General features: G+C 65.8%; 21 protein-coding genes. 11 read left to right on the top strand and 10 right to left on the bottom strand.

Annotation, left to right across the window (positions count from 1 at the left end; all coding sequences use genetic code 11):
• Positions 1 to 31: 31 nt before the first annotated feature.
• The 3 genes from VN634_15965 to VN634_15955 all read right to left on the bottom strand — a co-directional run bounded on the left by VN634_15965 (position 32) and on the right by VN634_15955 (position 4,613).
• Positions 32 to 763, bottom strand: coding sequence for a DUF1566 domain-containing protein (locus VN634_15965; protein ID HXC52378.1), 732 nt, complete (start codon positions 761 to 763; stop codon positions 32 to 34).
• A 158-nt stretch (positions 764 to 921) separates the two neighbouring features.
• A complete protein-coding gene (locus VN634_15960; protein ID HXC52377.1) occupies positions 922 to 1,512 on the bottom strand; it encodes a Uma2 family endonuclease in 591 nt (196 codons plus the stop codon).
• 98 nt (positions 1,513 to 1,610) lie between these two features.
• Positions 1,611 to 4,613 (bottom strand): AAA family ATPase, encoded by a 3,003-nt coding sequence (locus VN634_15955; GenBank protein ID HXC52376.1) that lies wholly within the window; start codon positions 4,611 to 4,613, stop codon positions 1,611 to 1,613.
• A 186-nt stretch (positions 4,614 to 4,799) separates the two neighbouring features.
• On the opposite strand from VN634_15955, the gene VN634_15950 reads away from it, so the two are divergent.
• Complete coding sequence (locus tag VN634_15950; GenBank protein HXC52375.1) at positions 4,800 to 5,063, top strand: hypothetical protein; 264 nt, start codon at positions 4,800 to 4,802, stop codon at positions 5,061 to 5,063.
• A gap of 123 nt (positions 5,064 to 5,186) precedes the next feature.
• Positions 5,187 to 6,233: a hypothetical protein gene (locus VN634_15945; GenBank protein ID HXC52374.1), complete on the top strand. Its 1,047-nt coding sequence runs from the start codon at positions 5,187 to 5,189 to the stop codon at positions 6,231 to 6,233.
• Positions 6,234 to 6,259: 26 nt separating this feature from the next.
• Here VN634_15945 and VN634_15940 read toward each other — a convergent pair whose 3' ends face one another.
• Positions 6,260 to 7,504: a M43 family zinc metalloprotease gene (locus VN634_15940; GenBank protein ID HXC52373.1), complete on the bottom strand. Its 1,245-nt coding sequence runs from the start codon at positions 7,502 to 7,504 to the stop codon at positions 6,260 to 6,262.
• A 142-nt stretch (positions 7,505 to 7,646) separates the two neighbouring features.
• The gene (gene nth, locus VN634_15935) at positions 7,647 to 8,390 is read right to left on the bottom strand and encodes an endonuclease III (protein ID HXC52372.1); all 744 of its coding nucleotides are present in this window, start codon (positions 8,388 to 8,390) and stop codon (positions 7,647 to 7,649) included.
• Positions 8,391 to 8,466: 76 nt separating this feature from the next.
• Here nth and VN634_15930 point away from each other — a divergent pair, with 76 nt between their 5' ends.
• From VN634_15930 to VN634_15910, 5 genes are all read left to right on the top strand, one after another.
• Entirely contained in the window at positions 8,467 to 9,804 is a 1,338-nt protein-coding gene (locus tag VN634_15930) for an alkaline phosphatase family protein (GenBank protein HXC52371.1), read from the top strand.
• Between the two features lie 70 nt (positions 9,805 to 9,874).
• Complete coding sequence (locus VN634_15925) at positions 9,875 to 10,537, top strand: cytidylate kinase-like family protein (protein HXC52370.1); 663 nt, start codon at positions 9,875 to 9,877, stop codon at positions 10,535 to 10,537.
• 19 nt (positions 10,538 to 10,556) lie between these two features.
• Positions 10,557 to 10,991: an SRPBCC domain-containing protein gene (locus tag VN634_15920; GenBank protein ID HXC52369.1), complete on the top strand. Its 435-nt coding sequence runs from the start codon at positions 10,557 to 10,559 to the stop codon at positions 10,989 to 10,991.
• Between the two features lie 54 nt (positions 10,992 to 11,045).
• Positions 11,046 to 11,450 (top strand): nuclear transport factor 2 family protein, encoded by a 405-nt coding sequence (locus VN634_15915; protein HXC52368.1) that lies wholly within the window; start codon positions 11,046 to 11,048, stop codon positions 11,448 to 11,450.
• 133 nt (positions 11,451 to 11,583) lie between these two features.
• Positions 11,584 to 12,924 carry a DNA primase small subunit domain-containing protein gene (locus VN634_15910; GenBank protein HXC52367.1) on the top strand — a complete coding sequence of 447 codons (1,341 nt, stop codon included), beginning with the start codon at positions 11,584 to 11,586 and terminating at the stop codon, positions 12,922 to 12,924.
• Here the strand turns inward: VN634_15910 and VN634_15905 are convergent.
• Together VN634_15905 and VN634_15900 are read right to left on the bottom strand one after the other, a co-directional pair.
• Positions 12,857 to 13,951: an ATP-dependent DNA ligase gene (locus tag VN634_15905; protein ID HXC52366.1), complete on the bottom strand. Its 1,095-nt coding sequence runs from the start codon at positions 13,949 to 13,951 to the stop codon at positions 12,857 to 12,859. The genes VN634_15910 and VN634_15905 overlap by 68 nt on opposite strands.
• 92 nt (positions 13,952 to 14,043) lie before the next feature.
• Positions 14,044 to 14,463, bottom strand: a complete 420-nt coding sequence (locus tag VN634_15900) for a DUF3995 domain-containing protein (GenBank protein ID HXC52365.1) — start codon at positions 14,461 to 14,463, stop codon at positions 14,044 to 14,046.
• A gap of 378 nt (positions 14,464 to 14,841) precedes the next feature.
• On the opposite strand from VN634_15900, the gene VN634_15895 reads away from it, so the two are divergent.
• Both VN634_15895 and VN634_15890 read left to right on the top strand, forming a co-directional pair.
• On the top strand, positions 14,842 to 17,184 hold the full coding sequence (locus VN634_15895) for a M12 family metallo-peptidase (protein ID HXC52364.1): 2,343 nt from the start codon (positions 14,842 to 14,844) through the stop codon (positions 17,182 to 17,184).
• Between the two features lie 206 nt (positions 17,185 to 17,390).
• Entirely contained in the window at positions 17,391 to 18,164 is a 774-nt protein-coding gene (locus tag VN634_15890; GenBank protein HXC52363.1) for a hypothetical protein, read from the top strand.
• Between the two features lie 12 nt (positions 18,165 to 18,176).
• Here VN634_15890 and VN634_15885 read toward each other — a convergent pair whose 3' ends face one another.
• A complete protein-coding gene (locus VN634_15885) occupies positions 18,177 to 18,584 on the bottom strand; it encodes a GFA family protein (protein HXC52362.1) in 408 nt (135 codons plus the stop codon).
• Between the two features lie 284 nt (positions 18,585 to 18,868).
• On the opposite strand from VN634_15885, the gene VN634_15880 reads away from it, so the two are divergent.
• Both VN634_15880 and VN634_15875 read left to right on the top strand, forming a co-directional pair.
• Positions 18,869 to 19,339, top strand: coding sequence for a hypothetical protein (locus tag VN634_15880; protein ID HXC52361.1), 471 nt, complete (start codon positions 18,869 to 18,871; stop codon positions 19,337 to 19,339).
• 82 nt (positions 19,340 to 19,421) lie between these two features.
• On the top strand, positions 19,422 to 20,171 hold the full coding sequence (locus tag VN634_15875) for a hypothetical protein (GenBank protein ID HXC52360.1): 750 nt from the start codon (positions 19,422 to 19,424) through the stop codon (positions 20,169 to 20,171).
• Between the two features lie 12 nt (positions 20,172 to 20,183).
• Here the strand turns inward: VN634_15875 and VN634_15870 are convergent, their stop codons facing one another.
• Together VN634_15870 and VN634_15865 are read right to left on the bottom strand one after the other, a co-directional pair.
• Positions 20,184 to 20,588, bottom strand: coding sequence for a response regulator transcription factor (locus VN634_15870; protein ID HXC52359.1), 405 nt, complete (start codon positions 20,586 to 20,588; stop codon positions 20,184 to 20,186).
• A gap of 1 nt (position 20,589) precedes the next feature.
• A complete protein-coding gene (locus VN634_15865; GenBank protein HXC52358.1) occupies positions 20,590 to 24,726 on the bottom strand; it encodes a CheR family methyltransferase in 4,137 nt (1,378 codons plus the stop codon).
• Positions 24,727 to 24,883 lie beyond the last annotated feature (157 nt).

Genomic DNA, 24,883 nt, shown 5'->3' with positions numbered 1-24,883 from the left:
GCGTGCCCGTATGTAGCTCGAATAAACCTCGCTACTGGCCGCCCGCCGTGCGCACAGCACGAACGTGCCGGTTCGACAGCTTGGTCGCCGAGAATGTCGTCGCTGCGCCAAAGTCGACACCGTGGGCCAAACCCGAGAGAAACGGATCCGTGGTCGCCGACCAGTAGCGATCGGCGGCCGTGCAGCTGCACGTCGTCACCGCGCAGCCGGGCTGGCAATCGTCGCGAAAGACCGCGGAGATGGTCTGCTCGGCCGCACCGCCGAACGTGACGAGCGTGAACAACTCGCGCTGATTCGGCAGCCGCCAGTCGGCGTGTCCGGCGAACTTCGCGTCGTTGAGCATCGAGATCTTCACGAACGCGTTGGTCCAGTCGAACGTGTCGGACACTTCGTGAATGGTGCCGTTGCGCGAGAGCTTCTCCCACATCAGGCCGGTCAGGTTGTCGGTCACCGTGCCGTTGCCGTTGTCGGTGAAGCTCAGCGGCTGGCCGGTGCGAAGCTCGCCGTCCTGCCCGGTGCCGTTGCAGTTGATCTCTTCGCCGCCGCCGTTCCAGCACATCGACTGCCCCGTGCGTCCCGGCGAGCCGGAAGCGGGGCACTCAAGCGGCACCGGCTGTCCGACGGCCGACTGCAGCACCACCAGCGCGTCGGAGACGGTAACCGAACCGCTGTCGTTCACGTCGCCGCATTGCTGCGCGGAACATGGCCTTGCGATGGCAAGAGCCATCGCGCACGCGATCAGGAGCATTCTCGTGACTGGCATGGGAATTCCTCCGGTTCATCAGAGGCAGGACTCGGGCCGTTTGGGAATGGCGCTTCCGCGCGAAGCGAAGAAATCCTCGCCACGTCCCCACTCAAAGTAGGGCGGAGTGACGCAGGCGAGCCTCCCGCGCGAACGGCAGCGCACCGTGTCGAATGGAATCAGTCGAGATCGGCGAAAAGCTCCTCGATCGACAGGTCGAGGCCGGAGACAACCCGTGAGTCCAATCGGCCGGCACGAAAGATTCGGCCTGCGCCGAAGCGATCGCCGTCGCGCGTGAAAATGGTGACCTCACGGCGGCGCGGATCGACGAGCCAGTATTCGTCCACGCCGCACCGCTCGTAGACCTTCTTCTTCTCGACGCGGTCGCGGCGCGCAGTCGACGGCGAGAGCACCTCGACGACGAGGTCGGGAACCACTTTGACGAAACCCTTCTCGGGCGCTTTCGGTCCGGCCGCGAGGCGCCCGGCGGATATGAACGTAACATCGGGCTCGAGCGTATCGCCGGACGGCAGATCGAAGCCGGCGCTCGACTCGAGCACGAGACCGCCACCCGCCGCTCTCCGGTAACGATCCAGCGCAGTGCAGATACGCACCGCGACGGCACTGTGGCCGAACCACGCCGGTGGCGTCATGATGATGCGCCCGCCCAGCAGTTCGTAGCGGTTGATGTCGGAAGCCGGAAGCTCCTGGAGCCAGTCCCAGAACTCGGCCTGCGTGAATTTTTCGTCCGACCGGAACGCCGTCTGCATCGGCATGGTCCTCCAAGCGTAGCCCAACGCATCGTGCCGGCAAAGGTAGTCCTTCACCACGCACTCCGACGACTACAGGGATGGAATGATCCCGGGGTTCAGAGCATGGCTTGCACGCGTTCGCGCGCAGCGGCCACGCCGGGCAGCGCGCCGTCGCCCGGAACCCTGCTCAGCACTTCCGCCAGCAGCGACGATGCGTCGCCGGCGCGCGGCGAATCGCGCAGCAGCTGCTCGAGCCGCATCGCAGCCGAAAGCTCGGCCGTCGTCGCTTCCTGGCGATGCGCGACGTCGACCGCTTCACGATAGAGGGCTTCCGCGCGCGCAACCGATTCGTCCGATGGAGCATCGCCAAGCTCGAGATCGCCGCGCAGCTGCAGAACCTCGGCGCGCCCGAGAAGCTCGCCGTCCTCCTCGCCGATCGTCCAGGCTTCGTCGAGAAGCCGCCTGGCTTCGTCGCGCTCTCCGTGCGCAACGAGCACAGCCGCGACCTTGGCGAGATAACCCGCCAGTCCCATGCGTGCGCCGATCGCGATCAGCGCATCGATGCCCGCGCGCATCTCACGGATTCCGTCGGCAAGATCTTCGACCGCGCGTGCGCGACCGAGAATCCAGATCGTGTGCGCCTGCCAGAACGAAAGCCCGTGCGTCGTCGCGATCTCCATGACCTCGGAGCAGTACTTGCGGCATCCCTTGGCATCGCCGCGTTCCATGTGGACCCATCCGGTAAAACCGACGGCGAAGTTCAGGCTGACGGGATGGCCAAGGCTGCGGCCGAGCTCGACGGCTTCGCGGCACTTGCGGTCGGCTTCCGCAGAGTTGCCCTGCAGCTGCCAGACCAATCCGCGGTACGACAGGGCGACCACGCCGGGATCCTGGCCGAACAGCATCACGTGCGCGTGATGGTGCCTGCGATCGTAGAGCTCGATCGCAGCATCCATGTGACGGCCTGCTTCCCCGACGTCGCCGCGGAAGAACAGCGTGACCCACAGCGCGTGATGCCCCTCGATGATCATCTCGCGGTCGCCGCCTTCCTGCGCGAGAGACATCACCTGCGTCGCCAGCTCGAGCGCGTAGTCGAGCTTGCCGCGCACGCACCAGAACGCCCACAGTCCCCACAGCACCGGAAAGAGCTGCGGCCCGTCGCCGAGCGCGCGGCACAGCTCGCGCGCTCGTGTGAAGATCTCCTCGAGCTCGGGCGCGGCGTAGCCCTTGATTGTCGCGAGCGCCGGTCCGGCCGCCATCTCGATCATCAGCTGTTCGGCGGTGCGCTCGAGGCCGAGCGGAAGCTGCTCGAGATGCGTGCGCGCCCGCGCAAACAGCGCGAGCGCTTCGCGCGGTGCGCCGCGGCGCGCGGCAACCTCTCCGGCCTGGCGCAGATAGCGCGCCGCGCGCGAGCGGTCGCCGGCCTGCTCGAAGTGCATGCCGAGAACTCCGTAGCTCGCACCGGGATCGGCCGCGTGCGCCGTCTCGAGACGCTCGCCGACGCGCTGGTGCAGCCGCCGCCTTCTCGCACCCGGAACCGCGTCGTAGAGCGCGTCGCGGTAGAGCGCATGGCGGAACGAGTACGCGCTTGCCGACGTGCCGTCGGGCCATTCGTCCATTCCCGCGCGATCGAGAAACACCCCGCGAAACGACATCGCTTCGCAGAGGTCTTCGACTTCGACGGGATCCTTCTGGAGCGCGGCCGCGGCAGCCGCTGCCGAAAAGGACACGCCGATGATGCTCGCCGCTTCGACGACGGCGCGCTCTTCCGGCTCGAGGCGCTCGACCTGCGTGCGGACCATCTGCTTCAAATCGTCCGGAACTTTTCCTTCGACGTCGACGATGCGGCCGTCGAGCAGCCAGCCGCCGTCGACCGGCGCAGGAGCGATGATTCCCTGCGAAATGAGATCCTCGAGCATGCTGACGACGAACAGCGGATGTCCCTCGGTGCGGCGATGCACGATCTCGGCGAGGCGCTCGGCGAACGGCGCTTCGCGGAAACGGCGCGCCACGAGATCGCCGACGTCGCCGGCGGGCAGCGGTTCGATTGCGAGGTTCTGGCAGCGCCCCTGGCGCAGAAGCTCCTGGTGCACCGGACGGATCGGGTTTTCGGCGAGGATTGCGTCCACCGGCCGATAGGTCGCGACCACCATCAATCTCGCGGACGCAGGACGCCGCGCAAGAAATGCGAGCAGATCGGCCGTCGCCGAATCGCACCAGTGAAGATCTTCGAGCGCGATCACGAGCAGCCGCTGCTGGGCGATGGTTTCGAGCGCCTGCGCGAGCTCGCGCAGCATGCGGTCGGCGGTCACGCCGCGCATCTCGCGTTCGAGAGCCGCGCGATCGGCGTCGTCGATCAGCCACGGGAACTGCGCGAGCCATGTCGGCGCCACGCGGCGCAGCACCGGAACGACCTCCTCGGCGGCCGCACTGCGGCAGAGCTCGCCGAGCGCATCGAGCAGCGGAAGATAGGCTTCGCCGGTGCCGTAATGTTCGATGCACTGGCCGCGCGCGATCAGGATCGAGCTTCGCGCAGGCGACCTGGAAGACGATCTTGCAGTAGTCGCGCCCGCGGACGTCGCCGCATGCGAACAGTCGGACAGAAACTTTCCGAGAATCGTGGTCTTGCCGATCCCGGCCTCGCCGACGAGGAAGACCATCTGGCGGGATCCCGATTCGGCCAGCGCCTTGAGATCATCGAGCCGCTGCCGCTCGCGCTCGCGTCCGACCAGGTTCGAGCCGGCGGCCGGCGCCTGCGTCTGCGCGGCCGGCCCGTCTTCCGATTCGATCCTGCCAAGGAAGCGAAAGCCGAGGCGGTGGACGGTTTCGATGAAGCGCGGCTCGCGGGAATCGTCGCCGAGGGCTTCGCGGGCATCGAAAAGCGTCCGCGCGAGTGTCGCATCGGTCACGGCCGTATCGCCCCAGACCGCATCGACGAGATCTTCCTTTCGCACGAGCTGCCCGGGCCGCGTGGCCAGATAGCCGATGAGCGCAAGGCTCTTCGGGCGCGCCGCCACGACGTCGCCATCGAGGCGCAGCTCCGGCCCGGCCGGATCGAGCTCGAATCCGGCAAACCGAAGCACGCCGGCCTGGCCACCCTGAGTGGATGTTCTGCTCATGTCCCCGGGGCGCGAATATGCCTCGGCGGCGGCGCAAGGGACAAGGCCCTCGCGCAGAACGTCCGCGATTCGCCGCGCCGATATCCGACCGCGGCACGCCCCGTGCGGCAGCCGCGGGCGTGATCTTCAAATGCAATTCAAGAACTTCTCAAAGACTTGCCGGCTCCCCGCCTTCATCCTGCAAGCATGGACACAGCAGCTCGCAACGAAAAAACCGAAGGCGCAGCCCGCACTTCGTTTCCCCAGCGCAAGGCGTTCGTCGTGCAGTTCTCCGCCGAGGCCGGTCCCCAGACCGGGCTCTTCCAGGGGCGCGTCGAACACGTGACCAGCGGCGACACGGCCAGCTTCGAGTCCACCGAAGAGCTCTGGGCCTTCGTGCGCTCGGTGATGATGCGGCCGACAGCCGTCGATCGTCTCGGCCTGCCGCCCGCACGCGGCCGCGCGGCCTGAGATTGCCGGGCACGGCCACTTGTCGATGCCGAGGTGTCTGGCGTCAACTCGGCGGCATCGACAGAGTGAAAATCGGGGTCAGACACCGATTTCGCAAAATCGGTGTCTGACCCCGATTTACCGATGGCGGCGCCGTCCGTTCTTGTCCATCAGTCGTGGCGCGTGTCGAAGAAAGACACGGCGGCCGTGCTGCTCCGCAAAGTCCTCGACGCATCGAGCTCGCTCGGTCCACCCACGATCGACATGCTGGCGACCGATTCGCCGGTCGGCAGCGTCTCCGCAACGGCGCGAGCGGTGAAGAAACACGGCGAGCTGTTCCGTTTCGCCAGGGACGTCCAGCTTCCCGGTTCGCCGGCATCGGTTCGCGGCCTTTCGACGTCCGCATCGCAGGGCCGGATCGCAATCCCGTCCGACCTCGTGCTTGCCGTGCTCGACGGCGTGCCGAGATCGTTTCCATTCAACCAGGTCGGCGTGATGCTGAGCTGGGATACCCCTGAGAAGCCGCAGCTTCGCATCACGGACATGTGGTGGATCAACGGCCGCAACCGCTCGCTCACGCTGACGTGGACGACCGAGGCCGATCCGGCGTCCAAAGCGCTGCCGCAGCCGTCCGAGGAGCTTCACCTGCTCGTCGATGCGCTCGGAAAGCCGAAATCGACGACGCGCCAGCCTGCCGGCGACGCGCTGACGGTCGCACCACGCAATCTGCTCGAAATCGCACGCCGGTATCGCAGCGGCATGCGAGACCTGGCGGCAACGCTCGATCTCCCGCATGCGTTCGCGGCCGGCGGGATCGGAGAAGCCGCGGGGCCGATGAAGCCGCTGCTCGTCGAGACGTTCGGACCGCGCGGCTACGACTGCCGCGGCGAGCACGGCGCGTTCACGCTGCGCCGCCGCACGCCGTCGAACCACGTCGTCGAGCTGTCACTCGACGTCGGGACCTGGAGCCATTCGTTCACGGGATTTCTGATCGTGCACGTTCCGGGCTTTCGTGCGTCGGTTCCGCTTCCGGTCTCGCCGGGCACGCTTCAGACGCCGATCGCCGGCGCGGCCGGCTGGAAGGGCATCGTCGAGAATCTCGCCATCATCGTCGATGCGCTCGAGAAGTCGTTCGTCAGCGACATCGAACGCGAAGCGGGCACCGCGCCGGCATGGTTCGATCCGGGCTGACGCCGCGAACGCCGACGCGCCGAATCTCAGTATCGTGCCGGGCAGTCGGCCGACGCGCCTGCACCGATCGCCGCCTTGAGCACTTCGAGCGCGTCCGACGCCGAGATGATGCCGGACCCGTCGTAGTCGCACTGCCAGACCGCGCATCCGAACAAACCGACGCCCGCGCGAAGCACGCCGAGCGCGTCGGCGGCGGTGATCACGCCGTCGTCGTTGACGTCTCCGCATGACGTTTCGTCGGCCATCGTGGTCGACGTCGTCTCCGGTGTCGTCGTGGTCGTCGTCTGCGGCAGGGTCGTCGTCGGCGCGACGAACGTGTTGGCGTTGTACGGCCGCATCTCGTGATCGAGCGTGCAGCGCATGAAGTCGCGCTGCTGGTCGGTGAAATGCCCGGGCGTGCAGTGGTAGTAGCCCATCCAGTCGAACGAGTCGGGGACGCTCCCGTCGGTGCAGACCTTGTGGCCGCAGGTTCCCGAACACGAGCCGTCGAGCAGCGAGCCGTTCGCACATTGCGCAATGCCGCTGACGCCGGCGGGGCCGCGGTCGGGCGGAGTGTCACAGAGAAAATCGCCCGTCGACGAGCACGCCGCCCGCGTTTCCGAGCCGTACTCGCATTCGAACGTGTGCGCGAGCCCGAAGAAATGGCCGAGCTCGTGCACGACCAGCGTGTCGTATGCGCCGGCATTCACGCAGATGGGACCGAAGAAGTAACAGTAGCCGCCGACTGCGAACTGGCTCGACGCCATCGAAATTCCGGTGACGAAGCTGACGGCGAGCACGCCCGGGGGTGTGTTCGCAACCAGCGCGTCCGACCACGTCGAATCGTCGGCCGACACGAGGCAGTCCTTGTCGGAAAATCGCACCAGCGATTCTTCCTCGAGGATGACGCCCCCGAGCGCGTACTCGTCGGATGCACGTTTCATTGCGGCGCGCACCTGCTCGGGTGTGAACGAATCGACGCCGAGCGGCGTGCGGCAAAGGTGGATCCGGTATTTGACGTGAACCGGTTCGAGGTCGCGCGCGCCATCGCGCACGGAGGCCGGTTTGCAGTCGAGACCCGGCGAAAAGATCTCGGCGAGATTGCCGAAATCGCTGCTCAATGTGCTCATCGGAACACCGAACGGAAGTCCGGCCGGCTCGAATGCCGTGCGCTGGCACGCGGTGTTGCATTCCGGCGAGCCGAGCGCGCTGCCGGAGTCGCACTGCTCGCCGGCATCGACGACGCCGTTGCCGCAGCTCGTCGAAGCGGCGGCGACACGCGGCGAAACCACGGAAGCAACCGGCAGCAAAGACAGAAGACAGGCTGTTACAAAAGCTCGGGGAAGCGCTCGGAAAAAGGGCATCCCCGCACCATGAAGACCGGAAACACGGTTCTCAATAGAGAATCTTTCGTTTCGCGGGGCCCGACGGTTCTCAAGACGGGATCTTTCGTTTCGCACCTCCCGCCGAACGCGTCGGTGCGCGCGGATCGGTTCTGCCGGCAACCCGATCGGGAGCCACCGCTATTCCAGCGCGCTTCGGGAACGGACAATCGTCGAGAAGCGGACATTCCGGGCATTTTGGTTTTCGCGCGATGCAGATCCGTCGCCCGTGAAAAATCATCGCGTGCGAGAACATCGTCCAGTCGGCGCGCTCGATGAGCTGCATCAGGTCCGATTCGATCTCGACCGGATCGTCGCTGGCCGTCAGCTCGAGCCTGCCCGATACGCGGCGAACGTGCGTGTCGACGACGATGCCCGGCGTGCCGTACGCATTGCCGAGCACGACGTTGGCCGTCTTGCGGCCGACACCAGGCAGCTCGACGAGCTCTTCCATTGTCTTCGGCACGACTCCGCGATGTGCGGTCGTGATCGCACTGGCAAGACCAAGCAGCGAGCGCGCCTTGGCCCGGTAGAATCCCGTCGAGCGGATGAGGTTCTCGAGCTCATCCGGCGACGCGCCGGCCATCGAGCGCGCGTCGGGGAAACGCTCGAACAGCGCCGGCGTCGTCTTGTTCACGCGCTCGTCGGTACACTGCGCCGACAGCACGGTTGCGCAGATCAGCTCGAACGGATTCCGGAAGCTCAGCGCGATGGTCGCATCGGGGTGCGCTGCGAAGAGTTTCTTCGCGATCCGTCGCGCACGCTTCCTGCGGTCGGTTGTCGATTCGCGGGGCATTGGTGGCCGTTTTGTCACCGATGGATTGCGGGGCAAGCCGCCGGGTGTCCAGACTCACGCTTCAAGGAGAGCGCACATGGTCTGCAAAAAACCCACACCGTACAGCCTGCTCGTGACCGGCACTTCGCTGATCGCACTTCTTCTGGGATCCGCGTTTCCCGACACCGCACTCGCTGCGCACGATCATCACGGAGCAAACGCCGGATCGAAGACTCCGCGCAAGGCGCGCTCGAGCGTAAAGCATATCGTCGTCGTGATGATGGAGAACCGCAGCTTCGATCATCTCCTCGGATGGATGCCGAATGCGGACGGCAATCAGAACCTTGCGTACCCTGCCGAGGACGGATCGATGATCAGCACGATGCCGCTGGCTCCCGACTGGCAAGGATGTACCCATCCGGACCCGGATCATTCGTTCGACGGCGCGCGGGTAGAATACGACGACGGCAAGATGGACGGATTCCTCGTCGCGGGGGCGAACGACGAGTATGCAATCGGCTATTACAACGAGGCAGACCGGCCGTTCTTCAATACCTTTGCGCAGACGTTCACGACGCTCGACCACTTCTTCGCTGCGCACCTCGGATCGACCTATCCGAACCGGATCTTTCAGCACGCCGCGCAGACCGACCGCATCGAGAACACGCTCGACATCTCGACGCTGCCGACGATCTGGGACCGGCTCGCCGAAGCCGGCATCAGCAACCGCTACTATTTCTCGGACGTCCCGTTCCTTCTTCTGTGGGGTGCGAAATACGCGCCGATCTTTGCGACGCACGAGCAGTTCCTCGTCGATGCCGCCGCCGGAAAGCTGCCCGCGGTTTCGTTCGTCGAGCCGCGTTTTCTCGATGAGGAGAGCGGCACGTCGGGCGACGATCATCCGCACGCCGACATCCGTACCGGCGATGCGTTTCTTGCCGAGGCCTTCAGTGCGGTCGTTCATGGTCCGGACTGGAGCAATACGGTGTTCATCGTGACGTACGACGAATGGGGCGGATTCTTCGATCACGTCGCGCCGCCGCGCGTGGTCGCCCCGAACGACGTCGACCCAGACGTTGTCGACGGCAAGGTGCTTCTCGGCATGCGCGTGCCCGCCGTCGTCGCGTCACCGTTCACGCGCAGCGCAGCCGGAAATCCTCGCGTCGATTCGACGGTTTTCGATCACACGTCGGTCCTCAAGCTGATCGAATGGCGCTGGAACCTTGCTCCGCTCACGGCCCGCGATGCATCGAGCGATGTCGGAAACCTGCTGACGGTCCTCGACTTCGCGCATCCGGATGCGAGCGTCCCGTCGCTGCCGTCGCCGCCCGCGCCGCCGCCTTCGATCTGCGAGTCTCCGATCCCGACCGACGATCTGCCGCTGTCGGCAATCCTCGAGCTCCTGCCGCTGCTCGGCGGACAGCAGGCTCCATAACGCAACGACCGCGCCGACGTCGTCGTCTCTGCGAGGTGCAGTCACCTTGCGAGAGTGAAGCGCACGGCCTATGCCACCGGTCATGGGATTCCGCGTGGTCTGCATCTCGTACACGGACGGCGCCGGCGCCGAGCCGGTCGGTCACCGCGTCGCCGATCAGCTCGGTTATCGCTACGTGAACGAGGAGATCATCCTCGAAGCTTCGCGCATGGCGCGCGTCGATCCGGCGCTCGTTACTGCCGCGGAAAAGAAGCAGTCGTTCTTCGACCGCCTGCTCGACAGCCTCGCCTCCGCGCAGCAGACTCTCGGGCCTGCCGCGCTCGCCGCGGGTTTCGCCGTTCCGATCGTTCCCGAGGTCACCACCACGCGTCCGGCCGACAAGGAAGACCTTCGCACGCTGATCCGCGCGGTGATCCACGAAGTCGGCAAGCAGGGCAATGCGGTGATCGCGGCGCATGCCGCGTCGCTGGCCCTTGCCGGCAGGAGCGGCGTGATGCGTGTGCTGCTCACTGCGCCCGACGACGTGCGTGCTCGTCGCATCGCGACCGAGCGGGGCCTGTCGCAGGAGGACGCCGCGGAAGCTATCGCCAGAGGCGACAGCGGCCGGCGCGAATACCTGCGTACGTTCTACGAAGTGGACGACGAATCGCCGACCCGCTACGACGTCGTGCTCAACACCGAAGTGCTCACCGCCGAGCAGGCCGCGTCGATCATCGTCACGGTCGCAAGGTAGAGGCCGGAGAATGGGACTCGTGATCGATCTTTCGCGCGAGATCGATGCGCCGCCGCCGGTGGTCTGGGACGTCGTCACGAATCTCGCGGCCTATCCGGAATGGAATCCGTTCGTCGTCGCATGCCGGTCCGGCCTCAAAGCCGGAGATCCGATCGTCATGCAAGTGCGGCTGTTTCCGTGGTTCACGCAGTCGCAGACCGAAGCGGTCTTCGAGCACGTCCCGCAGGCTCGTCTCTGCTACGGACTCGACGGCGGCCGGGCCGGCGCGATCATCAGCCGCCGCTGCCACGAGGTCGCAGCGGGCGCCGCGGGGCGCACGCATTACCGCTCGCACTTCGAGCTTTCGGGCTGGCTGAGCCCGGTCGTCGCGGCAATGCTCGGATCACGGCTCGAGCACGGCTTTCGTTCGATGACCGACGCCCTTCAGCGGCGCGCCGAACAGACGCGCACGTAACTGCGGACGGCGTCGCGTTCGACGTCGACGCGACGGCAGAATGGAGACTCTCCGATGAAGTACCTGACCGCCGAAGAAGCACGACACTTTACCGACAAGTGGCTCCCGGCCTGGACCGGCAACGATCCGGAGCTGCTCGCGAGCTTCTATTCCGACGATGCGCTGTATCTGGATCCCGCGATTCCCGCGGGCGTGCGCGGCAAGGCCGCGCTGCTCGCGTATTTCCGCAAGCTGCTCGCGTACAACCCGGCCTGGGTCTGGAAACACATCGAGGGAATTCCGCTCGAGGACGGCTTTCTCAACAAGTGGTGCGCGACGATTCCCGTCGGCTCGCGCACGCTCGAAGTGATCGGTGTCTGTTCGGTTCAGCTCGACGCCGTCGGAAAGATCCGCCGCAACGAAGTCTGGTTCGATCGCTCCGCTCTGCTCGCGGAGATCGAAAAGGCACGCCACGCGTAGGCCCGGCCGTCGTATGGAGCACAACGACTGAATCCCCCGCCCGCGGCTTCCCGAAGGATAATCCGCCTCGACGGAGCGTGAAACTCCCGCAACGGCGTCGCTTCTCTCGCCGTCCTTCGCTAGTCGGAATGGGATGGCGGCAAGCAAAAGCGAAACCCGCGTCCTCGAGATCGAAGGTCGCGAAGTTGCGATCACGAATCCGCAGAAGGTTCTGTTTCCGGACGCCGGCTACACCAAGCTCGACGTCGCCCGGTACTACCTGTCGGTCGCCGCCGGCGCGCTGCGCGGAGCCGGCGGTCGTCCGAACGTGCTCGTGCGTTACCCGAACGGAATCGGCGAGTCGTTCTTCTTCCAGAAGCGTGCGAGCGAGCATCGGCCCGACTGGATCGAAGTGGTGACGATCTCGTTTCCGTCCGGCCGCGTCGCGGAGGAAGTCGTTCCGCGCGATGCCGCAGCGCTTGCGTGGATGGCCAACCTCGCCTGCATAGAATTGCACCCGCATCCGGTGCTCGCCGAGGATCTCGATCATCCGAACGAATTGCGTGTCGATCTCGATCCCGTGCCCGGCGTCGAATGGCCGCAGATCCGCGCCGTCGCCGCTGTGGTTCGCGAAGTGCTGTCGGAATATTCGCTAGTCGGCTGGCCGAAGACATCGGGCTCGCGCGGCATCCACATCAACGTGCGCATCCAGCGACGCTGGGGATTCGACGACGTGCGCCGCGCCGCGGTAGCGCTGGCGCGCGAGGTCGAACGGCGCGCGCCTGCCATCGCATCGAGCAAATGGTGGAAGGAAGAACGTCACGGCGTCTTCCTCGACTACAACCAGAACGCGAAGGATCGCACCGTTGCGTCCGCATACTCGATCCGTCCGAAGCCCGATGCCCGCGTGTCGGCACCGCTCGACTGGAGCGAGATCGACGAATGCGATCCCGCCGACTTCACGATCGCAACGATGCCGGCGCGCTTTCGCGAGATCGGAGACCGCCACGCGGCCATCGACGATCACGCGTCGAGCCTCGAGCTTCTGCTCGAGCTTGCCGACCGTCAGGCGAAAGACGGTCTCGGCGACGCGCCGTGGCCGCCGCACTATGCGAAGCAGAAGAACGAGCCGCCGCGCGTGCAGCCGTCGAAGCGCAAGCTCGCGGCGAACGCGACCGAGCGCCGCTCCGCGGCCAATCCGCTGATCGAAGTCGGCCGTGCGTGGCGGCGCGAAGATGCGCTCGCGGGTCTCGAACGCTGGAAGAAACGCCACCGCCGCGTGTCGGAGTATCTCGAGCCCGCCGACATCCTGGTGGACGCGATGCGTGGAAAATCCTCGACGTGGACGCGCGTGCGCGTGAACCTGCGCAACGTGCCGCCGCCGCTGCAGCCCGAGCAGGAACCGCTCGATCCCGACGAGGACGTCTCTAGCGGGCGGCCGCCCGGCGCGACTTCTGCTCGCCGAACACCTTCGCGAGCTCGTAAGGAGTCGTGACCTCGAGCTGATCGTATCGGCAGTCGGCCGGCTTCTTGTCGGGACGCCAGCGCAGAAAGATCGTTGCGTGACGGAACCTGTCGCCTTGCAGGTGGTCGTACTTCACTTCGCAGACGCGCTCGATGCGCAGCGGTTCCCACGAAAGATCCTTGCCGCCGCTCCAGCGGCTTTGCGCACCGGGCATCCGCTGCGAGCTCTCGTCAGCCTGCGCCCAGTCTCTCCACGGATGGCCGGCCATCGCGTTGCGGCGAAGCGGTTCGAGCTCGGCGGCAAGCTCGCGGCGCACCGACATCGTGAATGCGGAGGAGACGCCGACATGGTGAAGAACGCCGGCGCCGTCGTAGAGCCCGAGCAGAAGCGATCCGACCAGGCCCTCGCCCTGCTTGTGCCAGCGAAAGCCAGCCACGACGCAATCGGCGGTTCGCACGTGCTTCACCTTGAACATCGCGCGCTTGCCCGGCTGGTACAGCGCCGTCTCCGGCTTGGCGATGACGCCGTCGAGCCCTGCTCCCTCGAACTCGCGAAGCCATCGCGTAGCCGTTTCGAGATCGCGCGTCATCGGTGTTAGGTGGATCGGCGGCTTCGTTCGGCCGAGCAGCTTTTCGAGCTCGCGGCGGCGCTCGGCCTGCGGAAGCTCGAGCATGCTGCGGCCGCCCGCCGCGAGAAGATCGAACGCAACGAACGACGCCGGCGTCTCCTTCGCGAGCTTGGCGACGCGCGATGCTGCCGGATGAAGCCGCATCTGCAGCGCGTCGAAATCCAGCCCGGCCGCGGCCGGCATCACGAGCTCGCCGTCGACGACGCAGCCGTCGGGAAGAAGCTCGGCGAATGCGTCGTGCATTTCCGGGAAGTATCGATCGAGCGGACGCGAATCGCGGCTCTGGATGAAGACCTCGCCGGGGCCTCCGCGAAACACGATGGAACGGAAGCCGTCCCATTTCGGTTCGTAGAGGAAACCGCCTGCTGCGGGAATTTCCTCCGCGAGTTTTGCGAGCATGGGCTCGACGGGCGGCTCGATCGGGAACACGCCGCCAGCGTAACGCGGTTTTTCAGTCGCGCGCAGCGATTCGCACGCTTCGCCGGAATTCGTTCCTCACGCGAGGGCGCGTGAGGCCTGCTTCAGAACGTTTTGTCCATCAGCGCGACCCACAGGGTCGCAAGACCGAGCACCAGGCTGAGCGGCGAGAACAGATGCGTGTCCCATTCGGCAAACGCCGTTCCGCGCACGCGCTTGAAGAAGCCCATCAGATGGAAGTCTCCGATCGCACGAACGGCGAGCACCGCTCCGACCGAAATCGTTCCGATCTGCGTCCATGCTTCGGGAAACGGCGAGCGCAGCAGTCCACCGCGCGTCGTGACGAGTATGGACGCGAGTGCCAGCGCCGCAGCGACGGCGTAACAGTCGCGGGCATCCGGAATGAACGCCGGCTTGCCGTCGACTTCGGGAATGACTGCGGACGGAGCTTCGATGCCCTCGACGCCCCAGTAGACGTGCAGCATCGAGAGAATTGCGAGAACGCAAGCGATCGTAAACGCCACGATGATTTCCCCCATTCCGGCGCAAGGCCGGCGACGAGCTTCCAATGTACGAACTGTGTGCCGGCGATGTGCGAGCGGTCCCGCGCCCGCATTCCCCTTACCGACGCGCCGCATATTAGGCTGATGCCGCGCCAATTCGAACCAGGTCGGGGTATTTTTTTTCGACGCGCTGCATCGCCGTGATTCCGGCTGCGAATTTGCCCCACGCGCTCGTGCCGAATACGGCCGACGGACTCGCCGCGGCCTCTTGCTTGATCGACCGGCTCTTCCTGAACGCCCATACAAATTCCGGACGCGTCACGTCGCATGAGGGGACGAGCGAACCGCGCGCGAACGTCGCTCGTGTGACCGTCGTTGTCGGTGGTAGGGTGTGCCTGCGTGCATCGCATCCGTTTCCTGCTCTGCATCTCTGTTGTCGCCGCCACGTTCGGCGGCATCGGCAGTGGTGCGGCACACGCAACGCCGGACGAGTTGTTCTCCGCAGCCGATCCGCCGGGCTCCGGAGCTCCTCCGGACGTTCCACCTTCGGTACGCCGGCGATTCGTCCGCACGAATCATGCGCTGCTCGATGCCGGGCAGGACGTGCGGCTGAATCTGTTCTCCGACACGCAGCCCGTCGCGAGCGGCGTCGTGCTCACGGATCATCCGAGCGGGCTGCGAAGCTGGTCGGCGGGAGTCGAAGGCGGCAACCGTGCCCTGCTCGTCGTCCGCGGCGACGGCGTGACCGGCCTCGTCCCGGATGGCGATGCGATCTACGAGATCCGCCCGCTGGCAGGCGGCATCTCGGAAATCCGACAGATCGATCGCGACGCGCTGCCGCCGGAAGCCGAACCCGATCCGTCTGCTGTTGCGAGCGGCGCTGCCCGCGCGGCACAGGCTGCGACGGGCACGGCGTCGTTCGACGCCGTCGACACGATCCGCGTGCTCATCGCATACACTCCGGCCGCGGCTTCCGCGTCGGGCGACATCGAAGCCGCCGCGCAGCTGGCCGTCGACGCCGCCAACGACGCATACGCCAACAGCGCGATGGCGACGCGCATCGAGCTCGTCGCTACGGCAGCGACCGATTACGTCGAGTCGGGAACGATCGCTACGGATCTTTCGCGTCTGCAGGGAAAGACCGACGGATACATGGACGAGCTGCACGAGCTTCGAAACGCGTATCTTGCCGATTTCGTCTCGCTGCTGACCAACGACGGCGCCGGTTACTGCGGCATGGCGAAGCTGATGGCAACGCTTTCGCCGTCGTTCGAAAGCTCCGCGTTCAGCGTGGTCTGGCTGCCGTGCTCGGCGACCAACTGGACGACTGCCCACGAGCTCGGCCACAACATGGGATGCCAGCACGATCGCGCGAACTCGACGAGCTCGCCGGCGTTCACGTACGCGTACGGTTTTCAGGATCCGGGCGGACAGTTCCGCACGATCATGGGCGTTGCCGAAGGCTGCGCCGGCGATTGCCCGCGCATCGCACATTTCGCCAATCCGGATGTGTCGTACACCGGCCTTCCGACGGGCATCTCGCCGGCCGATCCGGATGCCGCCGATTGCGCGCTCGCAATCGACGCGACATCGCCGGTCACCGCCAATTTCCGGTCGCTCGTCGAGCCGGCAAATGTTGCCGCGTCGACCAGCCGCAGCGACGCCGTCCAGCTCACGTTCACTCATCCGTGGCCGTGGCAGTTCCAGATCTATCGCGCAGTCCATGGCGAGCCGATGGCCGGGCTCGCCGTGGCCGACGCGACTTCCTACGACGATGCTTCGGCGACCCCGGGAACGAGCTACGACTACTGGATCAGCGCGCGGACCGAGCTTGGAGAGGAAAGCGCGATTGCCGGACCCGTCACCGGAATGCGCGCGATTCCCGATTGCGGAAACGGTGTCCTCGAGATCCCGGCCGAGCAGTGCGACGACGGCGGCCGGCTCGAAGGCGACGGATGCGATTCCGCATGCATGAACGAGAACGCTCTCGATTCGGAAGCCGGACTTTGCGTGACGACGATCAACGACCGAACCATTGGTGTCGCCAAGGCGCAGGGAAAGGAAAACCTGACCTGCCTGGCCGGTGCGTCCGCCGGAACCGATAGCGATGCCGACAGCTGCCTCGTCGCGGACGCGAAAGGCAAAGTCGCGCGTGCACGTGAAAAAACTGTCGCGGCGGACGAGCGCTTCTGCCTGACTCCTCCGGAGATCGGGTACGCCGGCGCGCTGGTCGCAGCAGCCGCCGCAGAATCCGAGCGCCGCTCGTGGCTGCTCGATCTGCTGGGAGACGACGTGTCCGCGGCCGCTCTTGCCAAGGCCGCCGATCCGGTCGGCGCCGCATGCCAGCGCGCCGTTGCCAAAGCCGCCGACCGGTTGATGATTTCGTACGTCACGAGCTTCGCACGCTGCGTAAAAGCACGAATCCAGGACGGTGCGGCCTTCGCCGCCGAAAATCTCGAAGCGTGCTTCGACGACGTCGCCGCCGACTCGCTCGTGATGAGCTCCCACATCGCCATGGATGCGACCAGGCTGCGCCAGGCGCGGATCAAGAGCTGCGCCGGCATGGACCTGTCGGCTGCGTTCCCCGGCCAGTGCGCAGCGTTTACCGATACCGGGTTCGACGCGTGCGTCGCGTCGGGCGCCGCGTGCCGCATGTGCCGCCTGTTCGACGCTGCCGACGCGCTCGCACGCGACTGCGATCTTTTCGACAACGCCGCATCCGATTCGTCCTGCGTCCCGTAGCGAGCCCGGCTTCTCGACGCGGCGTATCGTCTCTGACGGCCGATGCCCGATTCGCCGCCGAGGATCTTTTTCGAGCCTGGCCGATCTGTTACGTGGAATTGCGCGGCTGGCCCGAAGCGGCCGGAAACCGTGCGTTCGGCCGGAGCGCGGGAAACCGCGCGTTCAGCCTGAGCGCGGGAAACCGCGCGCTTCAGAAGGAGGGGAACATGCACGCATTCCGACTGACGATGACGTTGCCGATGCTGGCTCTGCTTTCGACCGGAGCCCGCGCGGCAATCGTTACGGTGGCGTACGAGGCAAGGGCGGCAACCGTGGCCGGCAAACCGTTCGGTCTCACCGTACCGCTCGACACCGTCGTCACGGGCTATTTCACGTTCGACACCAGCACGCCCGACACCGACGACGACCCGATGCGCGGCGAGTATCCGCACACGCACAACTCGGCGTTCGTTGCCGATTTCCTCGAGACGGAAATCCGCGGCTCGCACACCGCGTTCTACGAGGTCCAGCTCTCGGGCAGCTCGCCGTCGGATACCTTTCGCGCCTACGACGGTCCGCGCGTGGTCGGCAACGAAGGCGGCACGATGTCGATCGACGGGACGCCCGACGAGGACGTCCAGCTCTTCCTCGCCATCACCGACGATGCATTCCTGAATGACGACCTGATCGATCCGTTCCCGGCGTACACGTTCGGCTTCCTCGGCACGCCGCACACGTTCAGCCTCAAGGATACGCACGGCACGATGCTGCTGCAGTTCACCAGAGCCGTCGAAGCCCGCTGCGGTGACCCGAACAACAGCGGCACGACGACCGCGGGCGATGCGCTGCAGGTACTGAAAACTGCGGTGGGAACTCTCGAATGCCTGCCGTGCGTCTGCGACGGCGACGGCAACGGCGTGGTCGCGAGCACGGACGCGCTCAAGGTGCTGCGCTTTGCGGTCTCCGGCGCGACGCCGCTGCAGTGCTCGGCGTGCCTGTAGAGACCGTGGGATTCAGCTTCCGGGCGCGGCCGGACTCTGCGGCAGCGCATCGGTGATCGCGAACCAGGTCGCCTTCGACTCGACGAAGATGTTCGCGCGCGGCTCGATTCCGGGATCGCCGTCGAGGCACCCCATCGGCACCACCACCATCGCACGGCTCTCGTTGCGCCACGGCATGCTCGAGCCGCACCGGGTGCAGAACGCGTGCGTGAACCGCTCGGCGCCCGGCGGTTTGTACGAACGGACCTCGCTCTCGCCCTCGATGTAGCGGAATCCGTCCTCGCCAATGAAAAGGTTGGATGCGAACGCCGCGCCGCGCGTCTTGCGGCAGCGCGAGCAGTGACAGTTGTGGGCCCACAGCGGATCGCCGGTCACTTCGAAGCGCACCGCACCACACAGACAGCTTCCCGGGATTGTCATTGTTCGTTGCCTCGCACGAAGAATCGGGCGAACCGCTCACCCGGTGTCGGGATACTGCAAACGCGATCGCTCCGAAGCAATTCGCCGCACGCGGCAGGGCTTTTCTCCCGTTCGGGTAAATCGCTGCGTTCGACTTGCTCGACTCCGCATCGACCTCCCTAATGGTCGCAGAGAAGCGCGACTTGGAGCTCTCACCCGGAGCTCCAAGCCGCCGAATCCACATATTGATCTCTGCCCGCCTGGCGCGATGCCGGCGTGCGCCGCATGCGGCAAAGGAGCAAGCCATGATCGAATCCACTGCAGGCCGCGTTCCATCGAACACCTCGCGCGACGTCAATCTCGAAATCAAGGAGGCATTTCGCGCGAGCGTCGCCTATTTCACCGAGCATCCGACCGCCATTCCTCACCGCCTCAAAATGCTCGACCAGGAGTGGGACATCGAACGCGCACTGGCCATGGCTTCGTCGGGATTCTCGCTCGCCGGCCTGCTTGCCGGATTCTCCGGGCGGCGGCGCGGCTTCGTGCTTTCGCTGATCGTGCAGGGCTTCTACATGCAGCACACGCTGCAGGGCTGGTGTCCGCCGCTGCCGGTGCTGCGGCGGATGGGATTCCGCACCGCATCCGAGATCGAACGCGAGCGTTGCGCCCTCAAGGACATTCTTCGCGAAGACAACGCCGAGCTCACGCAGTCCGGCATTCATCATCCGGCCGAGAAGTTCGGCATCTCCGAGAAGGACGCGTCGCGACCGATCTGATTTTTCGTGACACTGCGTGCGGCGTCTGCTCGTGCCAGGTCGGGCGATCGTCTAGGATGCGGCGGATGATGGAGGTCCGTCGATGCTGAGACCGCTGGCCGCCGGCGCCGTCGCCGCCATGCTGACCGTCTTTTCGAGCCCGGTGTTCGCGCAGAACCTCCTGCCGAACGCGGACTTCGATACCAATCTCGACGGATGGGACACCACCGTCGGCACCGACTGGTCGCCGCAGGATTCGGACGGCTCGCCGTCGTCCGGCTCGCTCGCGATCGTCGTGACCGAACCCAAGAGCACGGCGATCACGACCTGCGTGCCGGTCACCGCCGGCGACACCTACGAATTCGGCGCAGACATCAAGATCGACCTCGAGGGCAGCGCAGAGGGAAGGGCCGTGATCGTGGTGCGGTGGGAAGCCGATGCAGCCTGCAGCCAGTCGCTCAACGACCTGCTCGAGTCGACGTTCCTGACGAGTGCGCCCGACTGGACGACCCATCATGTGACTGCGGCTGCACCGCAGGGTGCAGTTGCCGCGCTGGTCGAGCTGCGCACGACCAAGACCGGACCCGCAGGCGGATCGATCACCGCGAGCTTCGACGATGCGGTTTTTCAGTCGCTCGCGATTGCCGGTTGCGCGGATCCGGTCGCACCGTTCGGCAAGGTCACCGCGGGCGATGCGTTGTTCGTGCTGCGTGCGTCGGTCGGCTCGACCGAGTGCGATGTCTGCTACTGCAACGTCAATGGTACCGGCGGCACGACCGCGACCGACGCTCTCATTGCATTGAAAGCCGCGGTGTCCCTGCCGGTAAGCCTTGCCTGCCCGGCCTGCGGCTAGTCCAGCCGGCGATCAGCAGTTGCCCGCCGCAACGTCGAGGATCTTCTCGACGAGCGCGCGCGGGTGCGTTCCCTTGCAGAGACACGCGGCGGCGCCCGCTGCGATCGACTGTTCGGCGGTATCCGGATCACTGCTCCCGCTGTAAACGATGATTTTCGCCGAGCCCGTCCTTGCGAGCGCGCGCATCTCCTCGAACGAATCGCATCCGGGCATGCCGAGATCGAGCAACACGACATCGGCATCGCGATCGGCCGCTTCGGTTGCAAGGTTGCTGGCGCTATCGAGCGCTCCGACGCAGGTCATTCCGTCCGTCCTGTCGATGAGCATCGAAAGGATCTTTCGCATGTCGGCGTTGTCGTCGACACAAAGGACATGAACCGGCTCCATGAACGCGTCATGGGCCGTTCCGCTGTCCACGTCAATTGTTTCCGGCGTGAATCAGCGCGTGGGTTTCGGCGATGAGCATCTCGGGGTCGATCGGTTTGGCAAGAAAGATGTCGAAGCCGCTCTCGAGCGCCTCGGTGCGATCGTGTCCGGTCGCGAGCGCGGTCAGCGCGATCGCCTTTGCGCGAGCGAGGGATTCCTCTTTTTCGATTGCGCGCAGCTTCTGCATCAGCTCGAGGCCGGTCAGCTCCGGCATGCTGAGGTCGCTGATCACGACGTGGGGCGCAACTTCGCGAAATGCTTCGAGAGCTTCGAGCGGATTCGTCATCGCTTCGACGCGCGCACCCGCGTTTTCGAGCGCGATCTTGATCGCGCGGATCGCATCGACGTTGTCCTCCACCAGCAGGACCGAGACGCCTCCGAGACTTTGACCGCCAGCATTCCCGTCGCGGTGAAGCGCATCGCGCTCGACGGGACGCACATGTCGGGGGAGCCGGATCGTGAACGTGGCCCCCTTGCCGAGCCCGTCACTGTTGGCCGTGATCGCGCCGCCATGAAGCTGGACGAGCGAGCGCGCGATCGAAAGCCTGAGGCCGAGTCCGGAACGAGTTCGACCTGTTTCGGCCTGCGCGAACGGATGAAAGAGATGGGGGAGAAAATCAGCCGGAATTCCCGCGCCGGTATCGCGCACGCGAAGGTCCACCCAGTCGCCGTCCTGGCACGTCGAGATCTCGACCGCGCCGCCGCTCGGCGTGAACTTGACGGCGTTGGTCAGAAGGATCCAGACGACCTGCTCGAGCCGCCCCGCGTCCGCGAGCACCACATCCGGCGGCTCCTGCAGCTGGGTCGACAGCGTGACGTCCTTGCTGTCGGCAAGAGGCCGTACGACGTCGATTGCCGCGCGTACGAGACGATTGAGCTCGATCGGCTTCAGCGAAACCCGCAGCTTTCCCGAAGCGATGTGCGTGGTGTCGAGAAGGTCTTCGACCAGGCGACGCTGCGCATCGGCAGCCCGGACGATCGCGTCGTAGGCCTCGTGTTGTTCGTCCGGGGTCATGTCGCTCGACGTCAGCAGCTTCGACCACATCAGGATCACCGACAGCGGAGTGCGCAGCTCGTGAGAAATGTTTGCGAGGAAGCGATCCTTCATCTCGCTCGCCGCTTCGACGAGTTGCTTCGAGCTCTCGAGCTCGGCCTCGGCGCGCTTGCGGTCGGTCAGGTCGACGGCCATTCCGACGCACATCCGTCGCCCGTCGGGCAGCGCACCCGGAGACGAAGCGTGCAGGCGCCAGTGGCGATCCTGTCCGTCGCGCGTGCGGATCACGAAGTCGACTTCGAAGGTACGGATCGCGCCCCGGAAGAGATCGCGGATCCGGCTGCGCACGGCCGCGGCACCATCGTCGTCCACGTGGCTGAGCCAAGCTTCCATGACCGGGATGCTGTCGATGGTATGTCCGGTGAGCTCCGTCCATGCGCTGCTGAGCTGCAGCACCTCTCCATTTTCGGCCATCATGATGACCGGAACCGGCGCTTCCTGGATGGATCGGCGGAACTGCTCCTCGCTCCTTCGCAGCGCCTCCTCCGCGCGCCGGCGAGCGGTGGTTTCGACGAACGTGATCACGACGCCGTCGATGCGGTTCTCCGCCGTGCGGTACGGTGTGATCCGCCGCAAAAACCAGCGGTCGGGGCCGACGGCGATCTCGCGCTCGCACGGAGTGAGGCGCTCGAGAACGAGCCGGGCCTCTTCGAGCAGCAGCGGGTCGTCGAATTTCTGCGCCAGATCGGAAAACGGCCGCCCGACGTCCGTCGCGATCACGTCGAGCAGCTGCTTGACCTGCGGCGTGAAGCGGCGGATGCGAAACCCGGTATCCAGGAACAGCACGGCGATGTCGGTGCTCGTCAGCAGGCTCGCCAGGTCGCTCGTGACCGCCTGGTATTCCTCCATCTTGGCCTGCAGCTGGCCGTTGACCGTCGAGAGCTCCTCGTTGAGCGACTGCATCTCCTCGCGACTGGTTTCGAGCTCTTCATTGGTGCTCTGAAGCTCTTCGTTGGTGCTGACGACCTCCTCGTGTGCCGCCTTGAGCTCCTCGTTGCTCGTCTGCAACTCGTCGACCGTGCTTTGCAGCTCGTCGCGCACGCGCCGCAGGTTGTCGGCATTCTCCTGGTCGGAACGCGATGCATTGGCCCCACTCGCCAGCCATTCGCCGACCTCGCGAAAGCTGACGACGAAGCAGTCGGGCTCGGACTTTGCGCTGGCGCGCGAAACCGACACGGCAATCTGCGCACGGCCTCCGCCGTCGCGGTACACCCATGCGTTCTCGAGCGTCGTCGTGCCCGGGTGCGCGATTGCGCGCTGGACGGCGGCGCGCACCGCTCCCCGCAGCGTGTCGCGGATCACCGACATCAGCTCACGCGTCGGTTCTCCCGCCGGCTGGCGAAGGAACGGCGACGTGTTGCCGTGGTAGTAAAGGATGCGGTAGTCGCGATCGATCGTCACCGCAGCCCCAACGTGGTGGTCGAGCAACGCGCGGGTCGTGAGCTGCGCGATCGACTGGCGCGCCGCCAGCGAGCGGTTCTCGGCGAACGCCGCTTCGTGATTGTGCATCGCCAGGATACGGGGAAGCGGAAAATCGATGTTGCCGTGGCGCGTGGGGCCGATGCGGCGATAGATGCGTGCTTTCTTGTCGATCGTCTCGAACATGTCGTCGTTCGCGCCGACGGTCTCGCTGGTTCCGAGGAAGAGCGTGCCGCCGTCGCGCAGTCCGAAATGAAGCATCGACAGCACGCGCTGCTGCACGCCCGGCTCGAGATAGATCAGCAGATTGCGGCACGTGATGATGTCGAGACGGCTGAACGGCGGATCCTGCAGCAGGTTCTGCGGCGCGAAGACCACGCGCTCGCGCAGCTCGGGCCGGATGCGGTAGACCGCGTCGTCGCGCTGGAAGAAACGTTCGAGGCGCTCGGGCTCGACTTCCGATTCGATGCCACCGGGATAGATGCCCTGGCGCGCGTTGCTGAGCGTGCGCTCGGCGGTATCGGTCGCGAAGATCTTGATGTCGAGCCGCTTGCCCGCCCGCTCGGACTCTTCGACGAGCAGCATTGCGAGCGAATAGGCTTCTTCGCCGCTCGAGCACGCCGCAACCCACGCACGGATCGACGAATCGGCATCCTTGGACGCCACGAGCGGCACGATCACCTGGCTTCGCAGCACCTCCCACAGCTCACGATCGCGGAAGAATCCCGTCACATGGATCAGAAGGTCGTCCGCGAGAGCCATGACCTCGCTCGGTGTCTGGCGCAGCAGGCGTGCGTAATCCGCGACCTGCATCACACGAGCGAGGCCCATGCGCCGCTGGATGCGGCGCAATAACGTAGGCCGCTTATAGCCGCTGAAATCGTGGTGCGTGCGCGTACGCAGCACCGCGAGGATTTCGCGCACGTACTGCTGCTCGCGCCCGAGCGTCTGCTCGAAATCTCCACCGCGATCCCGCGCGTAAGGATGACCCGCGTACGCAAGGAGCGTCTCCGGCATGTCGGCCGGCCTCAGGATGTAGTCGGCGTATTCCGCGTCGATAAGATGACGCGGCATCGACGGATACGCCGCCGAGTCCGGATCCTGTGCGATGCAAAGGCCGCCGACGGCCTTGACGGCCTGCGCTCCGGCGGTGCCGTTGCTGCCCATGCCGGACAGCACGATCGCAATGCCGCGCTCGCGCTGCTCCTCGGCGAGCGATCGGAAGAAGTCGTCGACCGGCCGGTTGTGCATCGGCTTCACGAGCGGCTCGCCGAGATGAAAGACTCCCTCGCGCAGTGTGACCGTACGCCCGGGCCGGATCACGTAGACGTGATTCGGCTCGACCTTCTGGGCTTCGGCAATGACGTCCACCGGCATCGTCGTCTTGCGCGACAGAATCTCGGGGATCAGCGTTTCGCGGTCGGGCGGGAGGTGCTGCACGAGCACGAAGGCCATGCCGCTGTCGGCGCGCATGTGCTCGAAGAACTCGATTGCCGATTCGAGACCGCCGGCCGACGCGCCGATGCCGACGACGGGAAACGCGAGCCTGGGTGGCTCTTCGTTGTCGACCGGCTGCGCGAGGCGGTCGTGCTCGGAATCCGGCTGCTCCCCGATGGCACCGTTGTCGTCGTGCTTGTCGGGGTCCAGCGTTTTCATAGGAGGCAGCCCTCTCGGAGGTGTCATTAACGCGGCAGGTGCGGAGCGTATGGCGATGCCCACCTGGAAACAACGATTTGCAGGCGAAATGTCCTGATTCTGGTGGGCGCAGCAGCGCTGATCAGCGCGAAATCGGCGACGAGGCCCCCCCCCCCCC

It is taken from the genome of Candidatus Limnocylindrales bacterium, assembly GCA_035571835.1.
Lineage (GTDB): Bacteria > Desulfobacterota > Binatia > UBA1149 > CAITLU01 > DATNBU01.
The sequence above is the reverse complement of the archived record's forward strand: the minus strand, read 5'-3'. Positions and strand labels throughout refer to the sequence as shown.